Raw genomic sequence first — 14298 nt, 5'->3', positions numbered from 1 at the left:
GCCGCTCTGGGTCGGGTTCGGGATCTGCCCGACGAAGGAGTAGGCGATGGCGTGGGACGCTGCGCCGGTCGGTGAGACGAAGAAGGGATTGTTGCGGTTGACCGTCAGTAGGGCCGTGATGGGGACCGAGCGGGTCTCGTAGTCGCGCTGCGCCCACCGCGCGTCGCCGGACAGCCTCAGACGTTCGCCAAGATCCTGGTGTCCCGCGATGTAAGCGATTTGGCGGGTCTGCCGAGGCAGGACGTTGAGGCCCTGACGGTTGTTCGACAGATTGGTCTGCCCGGCGAGGAAGTCGGAGGGCCGCAGCGCCGTGCCGTCCTGGCCCGGCGGGATGGCGAAGGCCGACACATAGCTCCCTGTCGCCGGATCGATGACGACGACGTTTCCGGGATTGCTGAAGTTCTGGCGTCGATCCGTCCCGCCCAGCCATCGCAGGTCCGCATCCCCGGCGCGGCGGCGCTCCGAGACGGGAAGGGCGTCGCGATCGTGATATTCATAGACTCCCATGAGCGCGCCGCTCGACCAGCGACGTCCCAGGGTCTGAGCCAGAAGTACGTCCGAGAAAGCTCCGTCCGCCGCCGTTCCGTACCGGGCGCGGGTCTCCGTGCCGTCGTAGTCGTCGCGCAGGATGATGTTGACGACACCGCCTACAGCGTCCGCCCCATAGAGCGCCGAGGCCCCGTCCAACAGGACGTCGATGCGCTCGACGGCCGCCGTCGGGATCGAGGACACATCGGCGAAATCCCCTTTCGATCCGGTCCCGGCGATGCGGCGCCCGTTCACCAGGACCAGGGTGGCGTCGCTCCCCAAGCCCCGCAGATTGACGCCATTGGCGTAGTTGGCGTTGGTGCCCGTGCGATCGCCGCCGTTGCCGATCGCGGCTTCGTTGGCGGTGCCTCCGAAGTTCTGGGGCAGGGCGGCCAGGGCTTGGGCGACCGTCGCGTGGCCGTCTCGGTCGATCTGGTCGCGGCCGACGACGACCACGGGCGAGGGGCCGTCGATGATCCCGCGAAGCAGGGTGCCGGTGACCACGACCTCTTCGACCTCGGTGGTCACCAGGTCGTCGAGCTCGGCGCGAGCGGAAGGATCGACGAGCACGAAGACATTGGGACGGCTCCGGCGATAGCCGAGGCCGGTGTCGCGCAGCAGAAGGGCGAGCGCCGACTCGACCGAATAGTCGCCGGACAGCGCCGGAGAGGTGCGATCGGCGACGAGGGCGCTCGGATAGAGGATCTGCTGACCGCTCTGCCGGGCGAAGTCGGGCAGGGTCCGGGACAAGGGGCCCGCCGGAATGTCGAACCGGCGCGCGGGTTCGATCTGCTGGGCGCAGACCGGCGTCGCAGACGCCATCAGAAGCGCGGCGAGCGCCGTTGATGTGAAACCCTGTGTCATGTGTCTCCCCGTTTCTTACCCGCATGGGTGCGGGACGGGGAGGAGACGACCGGTCGCGGCGCTTACCCTAAGTCAGCGGTCGGATTATTTTCATAAGAGGCAGTCAGGACGACACGCCCGTCCTCCGACCGAGATACCTCGAGGTCGTAGAGATCACGCAAGGCCGCGACGAACCCGTCGATATCGCCGGCGTCGAAGACGCCGCTGACCCGAACGGCGGAGAGGTCGCCGACGCGGAGTTCGATCGGGCGACGCGTGTAGCGGTTCATTTCGGCGACGGCCACGCCGATCGGCGTCTCTTCGAATGTCAGCCGGCCCGCCGTCCAACTCGCCGCACTGGCCAGGTCGGTCGCGGCCACATGCGGCTGGCGAGCCGCCGTCTCGAGCTGCTGTCCAGGCGCGAGGTCCCACCGAGCGCCGGGTTGGTTCTCGTCACGCACCTCCACCCGGCCTTCGACCAGGATCACGCGGGCCCCAGCCCCAAGCCGTCGCACATCAAAAAGGGTGCCGAGCGCCGTGACGCGGGTATCTCCCGCGACCACCACGAAGGGGCGATCGGGATCCGGACGGACATCAAAGCGAGCCTGACCGGCGGTCAGGGTGATCAGGCGTGTCTCCCCCGTCATCCGAACCTCGATCCGCGAGGCTGTGTCCAAGAGAACTGACGAACCGTCGGCCAGATCAACGACCTGGCGTTCGCCCACCTGGGTGAAATACGGCCTGGCTTGTTGCGAAGACCACGTCCACCAACCGATCGCGACGGCCATCACGACAGCGCCGACGGCCCCGATCGGAGCGAGCACACCGACCCGTCGTGCTCGTCGGCCCGGTCCGGTCGAAGATCGAGACCGGGCTTCAACTGTCAGAGCGACCATGTCCGGCTGGTCGGACAAGGCCCGGCTCGCGTCCCAAAAGGCCTGCATTCGGTCAAAGGCTCGAGCATTTTCGTCGTCGCGACGCCAGGCGCTGAAGGCCTTGATGTCCGCCGTGGACACCTGACGCTGGTTCAGCCGCGCGAACCAATCGGCGGTCTCCCTTCGTCTGATGTCGGCGTCCGCCTCGGTCGTCATCGGTCTTCGCCTACAGGTCGAGCCGCAACGCGCAGTGCTCCAGCGCTTTCGACATCCGCCATTCCACAGTCTTGACGCTAATATCGAGCATCCGGCTGATCTCGGGATACGTCATACCGTCAAAGCGGCTCAAGACGAAGACGTCCCTGTATAGGGCAGGCATAGACCTCACAATCTCAGCCAGGAGGACTTCATCGAACTGGCTGGCAAATCGACCTCTTGCGTGTGGTGCGCCGTGTGTTCGCGTCTTCTGCGCTCTCGCCTACCGTGGTCGCGAACGACGTTGAGCGCGACCTTCAGGAGGAGTGCGCGAGGATGGAGGATGCCTTTGTCGGCGTAGGGCGCGATCCGGACATAGGTCTCTTGCACGACATCCGCGGCATCGTCCGGGCCGACGCGGGTGCGCAAACGCCGGTTCAACCACGCGGCATAGCGGCGATAGAGAGCGTTCAGCCCTCCGTCCGCATCCGTCTCCAGTGGTTTCGCTTCGCTCACCGTGCCTCTCCAGGCCGCACATCAGCGGCTGGAATCCCGGGCGCGCGGAAAACCGGAGGCCAAACGCTCTCGCGCCCGACGCGGTCACCCGGTCAGCGACAGCCACGCCAAGCGTGGGACGTCGAAGAGAATATCGCACAGGGGATTCCAGGCCCCTGCCGACGCGACGGTCGGCCGGTCCAGCATGAATCAAACGGAATCCAGACGCAAGGCGGAGGGGTCGGGCGTTGGAATCCTCTGCGAATGAGGCCCGCTACTTCAGAGCGAAGCGCCGCCTTCGCCATGGGCGAACCCCGGCTCATGCTGCGTCCCTATCTCGCGGCGCCCGACCTCTCGGATGTAGTCGGGGCTGTCGCGCGGCACAACGACGCGTGACGCCGAGACTCCCGCAGAAAACCTGCGGACAGGCCGCATCATCGACGTTGCGGCGCGCCAATGAGGACGTATACGGATAAAGGCAACAACCTGTGGTGCAGTATGGAAGTTCTTGCCGACGAGCCTGATAAACCGCCGCGCGTCGCCTCATTGAGCCCGCGTGAGCAAGAGTGTCTGCAATGGGTCTGCCGCGGTGACGTGACCCCCTGAAACTCCTCCAGGAATAGCTAGAGTCCGCCCTAACGAAGGACGGACAGAATGAAACGATCAAGGTTCACGGAAGAGCAGATCATTGGGATCCTGCGGGAGCAGGAGGCCGGTGTGACGACGGCGGAGGTGTGCCGGCGTCATGGGGTCAGTTCGGCGACCTTTTACAAATGGAAGGCCAAGTTCGGCGGTCTCGACGTTTCGGAGGTTCGGCGGTTGAAGGCGCTCGAGGACGAGAATGCTCGGCTCAAGCGGATGCTGGCGGACGCGATGCTGGACAACGTGGCGCTGAAGGACCTGCTGGGAAAAAGTGGTGACGCCCGCCGGCTATCGCGAGGCGGCTGGTCATCTGCAGGCCGCCTACGAGATGAGCGAGCGGCGGGCATGCCGTGTGCTGGGCGTCGATCGGACGAGCGTGCGCTATCAGGCGACGCGCCCGGACGACGGCGCCCTGCGCGACCGGCTGAAGGCCCTGGCCCAGGAGCGTCGCCGGTTCGGCTATCGCCGCCTGCACGTCCTGCTGCGGCGCGAGGGTCATGCGGTCAACAGGAAGCGGGTCCAGCGGATCTATCGGGAGGAGCGACTGACGGTCCGTCGACGCGGCGGTCGGAAGCGAGCGATGGGGACGCGGCGACCGCTGGAGCTGCCACTGGCGGCGAACCAGCGCTGGTCGCTGGACTTCGTGGCCGACCAGATGACTGACGGGCGGCGCTTCCGCATTCTGACGGTGATCGACAACTGCACGCGTGAATGCCTGGCGCTGGTGGCCGACACCTCGCTGTCGGGCGCGCGGGTCGTGCGGGAGTTGGACGCCGTCATCCGGCAGCGGGGCCGGCCCGACACCATCGTCAGCGACAACGGGACGGAATACACCTCGAACGCGGTCCTGGCCTGGTCCGACGACACCGGCGTCGGCTGGCATTACATCGCGCCCGGCAAGCCCCAGCAGAACGGCTTCAACGAGAGCTTCAACGGACGCCTGCGCGACGAGTTGAGCTGAACGAGACGCTGTTCCGATCCCTGCCGCACGCCCGCGCAGTGCTGGAGGCGTGGCGACGCGATTACAACGAACGGCGTCCGCACTCGAAGCTCGGGTGGTTGACGCCACAGGCTTATGCAGAAGCGCTCAGCGGACAGATCGGCCGGTCCGCTGCGCTGGTTGGGGGCTGCGCTGACCGGCCTCTTGCCAACCCCGACAACCCCAGTTCAGATCAACCCAGGACTCTCGTTATGGCTGGATGAGAAACGGGGGTCACGTCAGCGGCAAGAGCTCCGCGGATATCGGCGTCATACTCACGCTCTCTCCGCGAACGGTCGACAGCTATCTTGAGAAGGTCTGTTCCAAGCTGCGGGTTCGCACGCGGATAGAGGCCGTGGCTGCGGCCGTTCGGCTGGGCTTGATCGACCCCGGTTAGAAAGGGGAGGGGGCGGGTCTGGAACTTCTGCGAAGAAGCCCGGCGTTTCACCGTCGATCGCCGCCGACGCACTGCGTCCCCTGGCTCAAGATCGACGTCTATCGTTCCGGAACCCGCCGATTTCCCCTTTAGCACGACGGGTATCCATGGCGACCATGGTGATGGACCACGATCCTCTGAGGAACTGCGATTGACTGGTGGAAGACTGGCAATCTTCTACTCCCAAATATCTCGCGATCTCTCGAAACTCCGCGATCATTTGACCCGCCTCGCCGGCGGGATGACGGCCCGCATTGACGGCGTGCGATAGGTTTTTGGATCGTCGTGGGGTTCAGATATCTCCTGACAATCACCGGGCCGGGCATGCCCTACACCCTTCCTCGACCGGACAGAACCTCCCGGCGCTGTTCGCTCTGTCTGACGCGTGTTGGCTGGTGGCCTGTCCGGTCGCGGGTCTGGTTTACGCGGAGGCCGACCCCGCCGCCGCCTTCATGGTGCTGGCCGTGCTGTGGGCCCTAGGGACCGGCCTGGCCTACCTTAGTTCGGCCAACCCACGACCATTGAACCTGTCACAGACGCTTCACTCCGAGCTGAAGGGCGCATCTGAGGCAAAAGAGAGAGGGATTCCTCGTTGGGATCCACGACTGAGAGAATGAAAGCCACTACGCGCAGAACAGACCGCCGGTCGACCGTACCAAAGATACTTTCGGAACACTATCGGTCCAGCTTCCTCTTGTCCGTTTGGACGGCGGCCGAGCCGATCGGAAACAGCACGATATTCAGCTGCACAGCCCGGCGACGGCTTCCTGTAGCTCGTCATCTCAGGGGGTCATGAAACGGACGTCGTTCGATCAAACCGCATCTGCTGCCGCTCCTTGAGAAGACTGACGACACCCCACAACCGTTTGGATACATCTCCCGTCAGCCTCAGCTACCTGGATGGAACCTACGGTCGGTCCATCTTGATCAACGCGCAAGCTCTGGCAGTGCGGCGGCACCGCCGTCGATTAGTCCGGGGAGCCAGTTCGGGCTTGCATCAGCGTTAGTGAGCGGCCGATCATAAATGTTAGCCGGTCGTCTTCACCCTGAAGATGGAGGTGTTCATGCTCGCTTATCTGGAGCCGCAGTGTCGGCTGACGTTACGCCAATCGATTGCGCTGCTGCGTGAGGAAGACGCCAAGGAAAGGGATGTCGCCATGACGGTCGCACCCGAGGTGGAGCGCTCCATGACGGCCCATGATGCAGTTCACGTGATTTTCGCCTGCGATACGTCCGACCGGGGCGAGGCCATCGCGCACGCCTGGATGATGCTGGGGACCACCGTGAAGCATGGCGAAATCCGAGCAGTAACGATGAGCCGGGACCATCGGACGTTCGCGAGCGAGATGGGGCACGCGCGACGACTGGGTGCCCTGATCGCCGCGCTTCCCTCCATCGCCGACGCCGCTTTCCGAGCCCGACGCATGCGCAAGAGGTGGTCCTGGACCGACTACGATCGTTATCTCGAAGTGCCCCTCGTCGATATCCGAAAAGAGTATGGCGTTCGTATCCCTCTGCCGAAGCCTGTCTGATGGCGCGACCGCACGATCGACGAGGACGGGATACTGCGGGCCGCCCGAGCGACCTTTGTGGCGCTCGGGGCTTCGGCCACCACGCGGGACGTCGCTGATGCGGCTGGGGTCAGCCAGGCGCTTCTGTTTCAGCGCTGGCAGACCAAGGAGCGTCTATTCTTCGCCGCCATGCTGCCTCGGCCGCCCTCGCTCGACTTGGTGTTTGATCGACGGGATGGAGAAAATGGGGCCCAGGGACGACTGGTTGGCGTCGCATCCCGCCTGCTGGCGTGGTTGGAGACGTCGATGCCGGGAGCGCTTAGAGCGGCACTGCACCCCAGCTATCCTGCCGCGATCGCGAAGGCGCACGCACCCGAAGGTGCTGAAGCGCTTCACCAGGCCTTGACCAAGGTGTTGAGGGATTTGCGCAGCGATGGCCTGCTGACGGGATCAACAGACCTGCAGGCATCGGCCGCCGCGCTTCTGGACCTTTTACACGGCATAGCACTACGCCGCGCGCTGACCGGAGTGTCGACGCTCATCGAACAGGAAGCGGACCGGGCGGTCAGTGCTATGTTGCGCGGGCTGGAGCCAACGTGAACCTCGCGATCCGCTCTGCTGTTTCGTTCGTCCTGATCGCGATCAGTGCCAGGGTTCATCGGCTCGGTTTTGGGCGCTTCAATCTCTTCTTGTCCTAATGTTTTCCCCACTACGCCATGCCGCCTACCGGCACCTCTTCTTCGCTCAGGTCGCGGCCCTGCTTGGTACGGGCATGGCCACCGTGGCGCTCGGCCTATTGGCTCATGACCTAGCGGGCGCGAGCGCCGGGCAAATCTTGGGGACGGCGCTGGCGATCAAGATGGTCGCCTATATTGGCGTGGCCCCGTTCGCGAGCGCGCTAGCGGCGCGCCTCCCGAGGAAGACTTTACTGGTGTCGCTCGACCTCATCCGGGCGGGCGTTGCAGCGTCGCTGCCCTTCGTAGGCGAGGCCTGGCAGGTCTACGCCCTGATGACCGTGCTCTACCTCGCCTCGGCCGCCTTCACCCCAGCGTTCCAGGCCATGATTCCCGATCTGCTGCCGGACGAAACGGAATACACCAAGGCCCTGTCGCTCTCTCGCCTGGCCGCCGACCTCGAGAGCGTCGCCAGTCCGGTTCTGGCGGCGCTGCTGCTCGCGGTCATCAGCTACAACAATCTGTTTCTCGGAACGGCCTTTGGGTTTGTCGTCTCTGCGGCCTTCGTGCTGACGGCCGCCCTGCCCAGGGCGACGGCGCCTACCACCTTGCCTTTCGTAAGGCGGCTGACCGGAGGGCTGAGGCTCTTCGCCCTGACCCCGCGTCTGCGCGGCCTGCTGGCGATCAGTCTGTCCACCGCCGCCGGCGGCGCCATGGTCTTCGTCAACACAGTGGTTCTGGTGCAATCCAACTTCGGTCTGTCGCAGCAGGCGACGGCCTGGGCGCTGGCGACCTTCGGATCGGGATCGATGATCGCCGCCGTGGTGTTGCCGCGCGCCCTCGACCGCCTGACCGATCGATTGGGCCATGATCCTCGGCGGCGCCCTGATGACGACGGTGCTGGTCGCCGGCGCCGTGGCGGCCCGTAGCTACGGTGTGCTGATAGCTCTCTGGATCGTCATGGGGTTCGGCTATTCCCTGACCATCACCCCCGCCGGGCGCGCCTTGCGTCGTTCCTCGACCGGACAGGACCGCCCAGCGCTGTTCGCGGCTCAGTTCGCTCTGTCTCACGCCTGTTGGCTGGTGGCCTATCCGGTCGCGGGCCTAGTGTCCGCCGAAGCCGACCCCGCCGCCGCCTTCGCGGTCCTGGCCGCGCTGTGCGCCTTGGGGACCGGCCTGGCCTTCCTGGTCTGGCCAGCCCATGATCCCCTGAACCTGCCGCACGCGCATGACGACCTCGGGGCGGGGCATCCTCATCTGCAAGACGACCGCGAGGCGGGAGAGGGGCGAGCGGCGCACGCGCACCCCGTCGTCATCGACGATCTGCACCGGCGCTGGCCCCGGACGTCGCAAGATCCGGGGCCTCGGCGGCGCTGACGGGGCGTCAGACCACGCGCTTGACCTCGGAATAGGCCCCGGTGGTCCGCAGCGTGATGGTCACCGGTTCGCCGGTGCGGTTGCGCCAGAACCAACCATGACTGCCGGTGAAGGCGGCGACGAGCTCGCCCTCCACGCGCTGTTCCGATCCCTTGCCGTAGCCGTGATAGGGCGTCCCGGGCCGGTCGGCGTGGGTGTCGAAGTTGACCGCGCCGCCGCTGCTCACCCAGGTGAACTGGACGCGGGCGCCTTCCTCCATCACCAGTTTGATCTCGGCGCCCTGATCGGGCGCGAGGGTGATGACGGTCTCGTCCGAGCGCTGACCGGCCGGGACGGGGGCGGCGCCGGCCGAAGCGGCGGGGGCGGTGGCGGTGACGACGGGCGCAGGGGCCGCCGGGGCCAGACCCGCCTCCTCGGCCTCGGCTTCGGCGGCCAGCTGCATCTTGATCCGCCCCATTTCCGTCAGGCCGAGCACGGATCCGATGCGGGTCGGGTCCACGCCATACTCGGCGGGCAGGACGACGGTGACCAGGAGCGCGGCGGCGACTGCGGCGGCGATGCCTGTGGACCTCAGCAGTTGCCCGGTCGAGGGCAGTTCGGCGGCGGTGGGTTTGTTCGCATTGTACATGATGGGGTCTCCGGTCAGGCGACGAAGAAGCCGACGAGCTGATAGCCCGCCAGGATGAAGCCGAGGGTCATGACGACCACATTGGCGGTGTAGGCGTGGCGCCAGAAGCCGGAGGTCTTCCTCCAGAAGCCCATGACGATGAGGATAGCCCCGAGCGCGAGCAGTTGGCCGATCTCGACCCCGACGTTGAAGGCCAGCAGATTGCCGATCAGGCCGTCGGGCGACAGGTTGAAGTCCTGCAGCTTGGTCGCCAGGCCAAAGCCATGAAACAGGCCGAAGACCAAGGTCGCGGCCTTGGTGTTGGGCTGGAACCCGAACCAGCGCTGATAGGCCCCCATGTTGTCGAGCGCCCTGTGTAGACGACCGACAGACCGATGATGGCGTCCACCAGATAGCTGGACACGCTGACGTCCGTCAGCACGCCGAGCAGCAGGGTCGAGGAGTGACCGATCGCGAACAGGGTCACATAGATGCTGATGTCCTTCATCCGGTAGAGGAAGAAGATCACCCCCAGCAGGAACAGCAGGTGGTCGTAGCCGGTGACCATGTGCTTGGCGCCCAGGTACAGGAACGGCCAGAACAGGAAGCCCGAGGTCTCCTGGATGTAGCCCTTGTCGCCATCGGCGACGCCGTGAGCGAGCGCTGGACTGAGGGCGCCGTCCACAAGCAGAACGCCGATCACGAGGATGAGGGCCGTCCAAGGCGACCGGAGCCACGACCAGGGGTCGAAGCGCACTGCGGATGTCATGAAGATCCTTTCGCAAGGTTGAGGGGGAGGGGTCGAGGAAGGCGCGACGCGCCCAGCGACGCGCGGGGCGCTCCCACAGGGCATGGAGCGCGAAGGCCGTCGCCAGGGTGATGGCCAGCAACACCCCGGCTTCCCAGACCTGCATGCGGTAGCCGCTGTCGACGCCGGCCAGCAGGCCCACGCCGTTCTTCCAGAGGATCAGAAGGGGAAGATGGACGAGGTAGAGAGCGTAGGAGGCCTCGCCCGCTTCGAGCGCCCAGGGATGGGCGAACAGCCGGTCCGATCCCGACCGCGCGAGCCAGGCCAGGCTCAGGATGACCAGGCCGGACACCCCGACGGTGACCCGCTCGTCGGCGCTGAAGCCCATTAGGGCCAGCAGGACCGTGCAAGAGACCACGGCCGCAGCCGATGACGCCGCCGGACCGGGCCGAAACCGGACCGCCAAGCCGTAGAGGCCGATACCGTAGAGAAACTCCGGCGCGATCCGCAGCACGCCGAGCAGCAGTTCCGCATGGGTCAGGATTTCGCCGAACCGCCAGCGATAGAAGGCGTCGAGCGCCACGAACAGCCCGATGGCCAGGGCGATCACCGCCCATGGATTTCGTCCGTGGCGCAGGCCGACGAAGGCGAAGGCCGGGAAGGCCAGATAGGCCGCCCATTCCGCCGAGAGGGACCACGACGGCCCGTTCCATTCGTTGACGACCATCACCGGAAGCCAGGCGTGCGTCAGGGTCGCGGCCGTCGCCAGCCCGAACAGAGAATAGTCGTCGGCGTCGAAGCTCTGGCCCAGGACGAGCGCCGCGGCCACGATGATCGCCATCACGGCCAGCATGAAGATGTGGGCCGGATAGATCCGCGCCAGCCGGGCGATCAGGAACCGGCGGTGACTGTAACGGCCGCCGCGGATCTGGTTTCCGTAAACGTGGGCCAGGACGAAGCCCGACAGGATGAAGAAGAAATCGACGGCCAGCCGGGCGCGCTCGATCAGGCTGACGCCCGCGCCGCCCTCGGGGACCATGTTGAGCTGGTAGTGAAACAACACCACGCCAAGGGCGAGCCAGAAGCGGATGCTGGTCAGGGCCAGCAACCGCTCCGGCAGGGCCTGCGCCGACGGGTCTGGGACCCCGTCGGCGCCGCCGCCGCCCTTCCGAGGAAGAGCGGCGGACATCAGACGCGTCCGCGGCGGAACGGCAGGTGATCCAGCCAAGCCGGTCGCGGTCGATCGACGGATCGGTCGCGGCCGTGGACCAGGCTGTAGAGAGCCGGCAGGACCAGCAGGGTCAGGACCGTCGAGGAAATGATCCCGCCGATCACGACCGTGGCCAGGGGGCGCTGAACCTCGGCCCCGGCGCCCACGTTCAGCGCCATGGGCACGAAGCCGAGGCTGGCGACGAGGGCGGTCATCAACACCGGCCGCAGCCGGGTCAGGGCGCCCTCGCGGATGGCCTCGCCGACCGGCTTGCCCTCCTCGATCAAGCCCCGGATGAAGCTGACCATGACGACGCCGTTCAGCACGGCCACGCCCGACAGGGCGATGAAGCCCACCCCGGCCGAGATCGACAGCGGAAGATCCCTGAGCATCAGCGCCGCCACCCCTCCGGTCAGTCAGGGCCAGAGGCACGCCGGAGAAGACGATCAGACTGTCGCGCCAGGAACGGAACAGGGCGAACAGCAGACCCAGGATCAGCAACAGCACCGCCGGAACGACGACCTGCAGCCGCTGGGCCGCCGAGATCAACTGTTCGAAGGTGCCGCCGTAGGTGACCCAATAGCCCGCCGGCAGATCGACCTCGCGCTCGATCCGTTCCTGGGTTTCCGCGATGAAGGAGCCAAGGTCGCGGTCGCGGACGTTGGCGGTGACGACGATGCGTCGCTTGCCATCTTCTCGGCTGATCTGGTTCGGGCCGGTTTCCAACGCGATGGTGGCGATCTCGCTGAGCGGCACGAAGGCGCGCGGCTGTCCCTCGGCCGCCGGCAGCGGCACCTGGATGCGGCCGATGGCGTCGGTGTTGCGACGTTGCTCTTCGGGCAGGCGCACGACGATGTCGAAACGCCGGTCGCCCTCGAATATCTGACCGGCCGTCTGGCCGCCCATCGAGGTTGTGATCACCGACTGGACGTCTTCGATGCTGAGGCCCAGGCGCGCGATGGCGGCCCGGTTCGGCGTGATCTGCAGCATGGGCAGGCCGGTGACCTGTTCCGACTGCGGATCGGCCGCGCCGCGAACGCCGCCGACGATCTCCTCGATCTGCGAGCCCAGGGCGACCAGTTGATCCAGGTCGTCGCCGTGGACCTTGATCGCCACGTCGGCGCGAACGCCCGAGAGCAGTTCATTGAACCGCATCTGGATCGGCTGGGTGAACTCGTACTTGCTGCCGGGGATGGCCTCGACGGCTTCCTCCATCTCGCGCACGAGCTCGAGCCTGGGTTTCCTGGGATCTGGCCAATCGTCGCGGTCCTTCAGCAGAATGAAGGTGTCCGCAACCGACGGCGGCACCGGGTCGGTGGCCACCTCGGCGGTGCCGATCTTGGCCACGACGCGCTCGACCTCCGGGAACCGGGCCAGGCGGGCCTCCAGGGCGGTCTGCATCTGGATGGCCTGGGTCAGGCTCGTGCCTGGAATCCGAAGCGCGTGCATGGCGATGTCGCCCTCGTCCAGGTTCGGCACGAACTCGGATCCCATGCGCGAGGCCCCGAAGGCCGCGAGCGCCACCAGGGCCACCGCGCCGCCGATCATGGCGAGGCGGAACTTCAGCGCGAAGTCGAGCGCGGGCTGATAGCCCACGCGCGCCCAGCGCATGAGGAAGCTGTCTTTCTCCTGAACCTTGCCCGTGACGAACATGGCCACGGCCGCCGGCACGAAAGTCAGGGACAGGATCAGCGCGGCGGTCAGGGCGATGACTACGGTGATGGCCATCGGATGGAAGGTTTTGCCTTCCACGCCGTCCAGAGCGAAGATCGGCACATAGACCAGGGTGATGATCAGGACGCCGAACAGAGACGGCCGAATGACCTCGCTGGACGCCCTGGACGCCAGGTCGAAACGCTCCTGCCGCGTCAGCAGGCCGCCCTTCTGGTGCTGGGCCTCGGCGAACCGTCTCAGGCAGTTCCGACGATGATCACGGCGCCATCGACGATCAGACCGAAGTCCAGCGCCCCGAGGCTCATCAGATTGCCCGACACCCCGGCCTGCACCATGCCGGTGATCGTCATCAGCATGGTGATGGGAATCACGGCCGCGGTGATCAGGGCGGCGCGGATGTTCCCCAGCAGCAGAAAGAGGACGACGATGACCAGCAGCGCCCCCTCGACCAGGTTCTTCTCCACCGTGCCGATGGCGCGCTCGACCAGGTCGGTGCGGTCATAGACGGGCGAGGCGACGACGCCCGCAGGCAGGGCCCGCGACGCGACCTCCAGCTGGGCGGCGGCGGCCTGGGCCACCACGCGGCTGTTCTCGCCGGCCAGCATCAGAACGGTGGCCAGCACCGTCTCCTTGCCATTTTCCGTCGCTGCGCCGGTGCGCAACTCCTCACCCATGCCGACGTCGGCGACTTCGGCCACCCGGATCGGGACGCCCCCTCGTGTGGCGATGACGACGTTGAGCAGATCCTCCGTCGTGGACGCCTGGCCGGGAACCCGGATCAGCCACTGCTCGCCGAAGCGCTCGACGTAGCCCGCGCCGACGTTGGCGTTGTTACGCTCCAGCGCCTCGACCACCTCAGCCATGGTGACGCCGAAGGCGGCGAGCCTCACGGAATCGGGGGTGACATGATACTCGCGCACGAAGCCGCCGATGGTGTTGACCTCGGTGACGCCGGGGGTGTTGCGCATCTGCGGACGGATGACCCAGTCCTGCAGCGTGCGAAGGTCTTCGGGCGTGTAGGCTGTGCCGTCCGCCTTGCGGGCGCCGGGTTCGGCCTCGATGGTGTACATGAAGATCTCGCCCAGCCCCGTGGCAATGGGGCCGAGTTCGGGCGACAGGCCGGGCGGAAGCTGGCCGAGCGCGCTTTGCAGACGCTCGTTGACCAGTTGCCGGGCGCGGTAGATATCGGTGCCGTCCTCGAACACCACCGTCACCTGGCTCAGGCCGTAGCGCGAGACGGATCGGGTATAGCTGAGGCCCGGCACGCCCGCGATGGCGGTCTCCACCGGAAAGGTGATGCGTTGTTCGGCCTCCAGAGGCGAATAGCCGGGGGCCTCAGTGTTGATCTGGATCTGGACGTTGGTGATGTCGGGCGTGGCGTCGATCGGCAGCCTCTGGAAGCTCCAGACCCCGACCGCCGCCGCCACGATGACGAGCGCCATGACGACCCAGCGGAACCGGATCGACAGCGCGATGATGCGTTCAAGCATGATGCGCGAGCCCT

General features: G+C 66.3%; 10 protein-coding genes and 5 pseudogenes. 6 read left to right on the top strand and 9 right to left on the bottom strand.

Annotated elements, in window-relative coordinates:
* Positions 1-651: 651 nt before the first annotated feature.
* The 4 genes and pseudogenes from MU852_RS03390 to MU852_RS03375 form a co-directional block, all read right to left on the bottom strand.
* Positions 652-1350 (bottom strand): annotated as a pseudogene (locus tag MU852_RS03390) (STN domain-containing protein); the annotation flags it as partial.
* A gap of 104 nt (positions 1351-1454) precedes the next feature.
* The gene (locus MU852_RS03385; protein WP_249751015.1) at positions 1455-2462 is read right to left on the bottom strand and encodes a FecR family protein; all 1008 of its coding nucleotides are present in this window, start codon (positions 2460-2462) and stop codon (positions 1455-1457) included.
* A gap of 10 nt (positions 2463-2472) precedes the next feature.
* Complete coding sequence (locus MU852_RS03380; protein ID WP_249751014.1) at positions 2473-2595, bottom strand: sigma factor-like helix-turn-helix DNA-binding protein; 123 nt, start codon at positions 2593-2595, stop codon at positions 2473-2475.
* Positions 2596-2630: 35 nt separating this feature from the next.
* Positions 2631-2957: an RNA polymerase sigma factor gene (locus MU852_RS03375; RefSeq protein ID WP_249751013.1), complete on the bottom strand. Its 327-nt coding sequence runs from the start codon at positions 2955-2957 to the stop codon at positions 2631-2633.
* 633 nt (positions 2958-3590) lie between these two features.
* Between MU852_RS03375 and MU852_RS18125 the strand changes: the two are divergent.
* The 6 genes and pseudogenes from MU852_RS18125 (at position 3591) to MU852_RS17240 (ending at position 8555) form a co-directional block, all read left to right on the top strand.
* Positions 3591-4781, top strand: a pseudogene (locus MU852_RS18125) (IS3 family transposase).
* Positions 4778-4954: a helix-turn-helix transcriptional regulator gene (locus MU852_RS03355; protein ID WP_249751011.1), complete on the top strand. Its 177-nt coding sequence runs from the start codon at positions 4778-4780 to the stop codon at positions 4952-4954. Before MU852_RS18125 ends, MU852_RS03355 begins: the two are co-directional and overlap by 4 nt.
* A 1103-nt stretch (positions 4955-6057) precedes the next feature.
* Positions 6058-6525 carry a hypothetical protein gene (locus tag MU852_RS03350; RefSeq protein ID WP_249751010.1) on the top strand — a complete coding sequence of 156 codons (468 nt, stop codon included), beginning with the start codon at positions 6058-6060 and terminating at the stop codon, positions 6523-6525.
* Between the two features lie 15 nt (positions 6526-6540).
* Positions 6541-7104 (top strand): TetR/AcrR family transcriptional regulator, encoded by a 564-nt coding sequence (locus MU852_RS03345; protein WP_347342367.1) that lies wholly within the window; start codon positions 6541-6543, stop codon positions 7102-7104.
* 97 nt (positions 7105-7201) lie between these two features.
* Positions 7202-8107, top strand: coding sequence for an MFS transporter (locus MU852_RS03340; RefSeq protein WP_283843845.1), 906 nt, complete (start codon positions 7202-7204; stop codon positions 8105-8107).
* A complete protein-coding gene (locus tag MU852_RS17240) occupies positions 8046-8555 on the top strand; it encodes an MFS transporter (RefSeq protein ID WP_283843768.1) in 510 nt (169 codons plus the stop codon). The genes MU852_RS03340 and MU852_RS17240 overlap by 62 nt, the downstream gene beginning before the upstream one ends.
* A 7-nt stretch (positions 8556-8562) precedes the next feature.
* Here the strand turns inward: MU852_RS17240 and MU852_RS03335 are convergent, their stop codons facing one another.
* The 5 genes and pseudogenes from MU852_RS03335 to MU852_RS03320 all read right to left on the bottom strand — a co-directional run bounded on the left by MU852_RS03335 (position 8563) and on the right by MU852_RS03320 (position 14284).
* Positions 8563-9183 carry a transmembrane anchor protein gene (locus tag MU852_RS03335; protein WP_249751847.1) on the bottom strand — a complete coding sequence of 207 codons (621 nt, stop codon included), beginning with the start codon at positions 9181-9183 and terminating at the stop codon, positions 8563-8565.
* A gap of 14 nt (positions 9184-9197) precedes the next feature.
* A complete protein-coding gene (locus MU852_RS18120; protein ID WP_283843844.1) occupies positions 9198-9521 on the bottom strand; it encodes a HupE/UreJ family protein in 324 nt (107 codons plus the stop codon).
* Positions 9522-9598: 77 nt separating this feature from the next.
* Positions 9599-9931 (bottom strand): annotated as a pseudogene (locus MU852_RS18360) (HupE/UreJ family protein); the annotation flags it as partial.
* Positions 9932-10028: 97 nt separating this feature from the next.
* A pseudogene (locus MU852_RS03325) lies at positions 10029-11099 on the bottom strand (acyltransferase family protein); the annotation flags it as partial.
* Positions 11099-14284 (bottom strand): annotated as a pseudogene (locus tag MU852_RS03320) (efflux RND transporter permease subunit). The pseudogenes MU852_RS03320 and MU852_RS03325, both read right to left, overlap by 1 nt.
* Positions 14285-14298: the final 14 nt, after the last annotated feature.

The sequence above is a fragment of the Brevundimonas albigilva genome (genome assembly GCF_023503965.1).
Classification (GTDB): Bacteria; Pseudomonadota; Alphaproteobacteria; order Caulobacterales; family Caulobacteraceae; genus Brevundimonas; species Brevundimonas albigilva.
The sequence above is the reverse complement of the archived record's forward strand: the minus strand, read 5'-3'. Positions and strand labels throughout refer to the sequence as shown.

Excerpts from the sequence above, each read along its gene's own strand:
- MU852_RS18120 (WP_283843844.1), bottom strand. The coding sequence starts at position 9,521 with ATGGGGGCCTATCAGCGCTGGTTCGGGTTCCAGCCCAACACCAAGGCC.
- MU852_RS03340 (WP_283843845.1), top strand. The coding sequence starts at position 7,202 with ATGTTTTCCCCACTACGCCATGCCGCCTACCGGCACCTCTTCTTCGCT.
- MU852_RS03385 (WP_249751015.1), bottom strand. The coding sequence starts at position 2,462 with ATGACGACCGAGGCGGACGCCGACATCAGACGAAGGGAGACCGCCGAT.
- MU852_RS03350 (WP_249751010.1), top strand. The coding sequence starts at position 6,058 with ATGCTCGCTTATCTGGAGCCGCAGTGTCGGCTGACGTTACGCCAATCG.
- MU852_RS17240 (WP_283843768.1), top strand. The coding sequence starts at position 8,046 with ATGATCCTCGGCGGCGCCCTGATGACGACGGTGCTGGTCGCCGGCGCC.
- MU852_RS03355 (WP_249751011.1), top strand. The coding sequence starts at position 4,778 with ATGAGAAACGGGGGTCACGTCAGCGGCAAGAGCTCCGCGGATATCGGC.
- MU852_RS03335 (WP_249751847.1), bottom strand. The coding sequence starts at position 9,183 with ATGTACAATGCGAACAAACCCACCGCCGCCGAACTGCCCTCGACCGGG.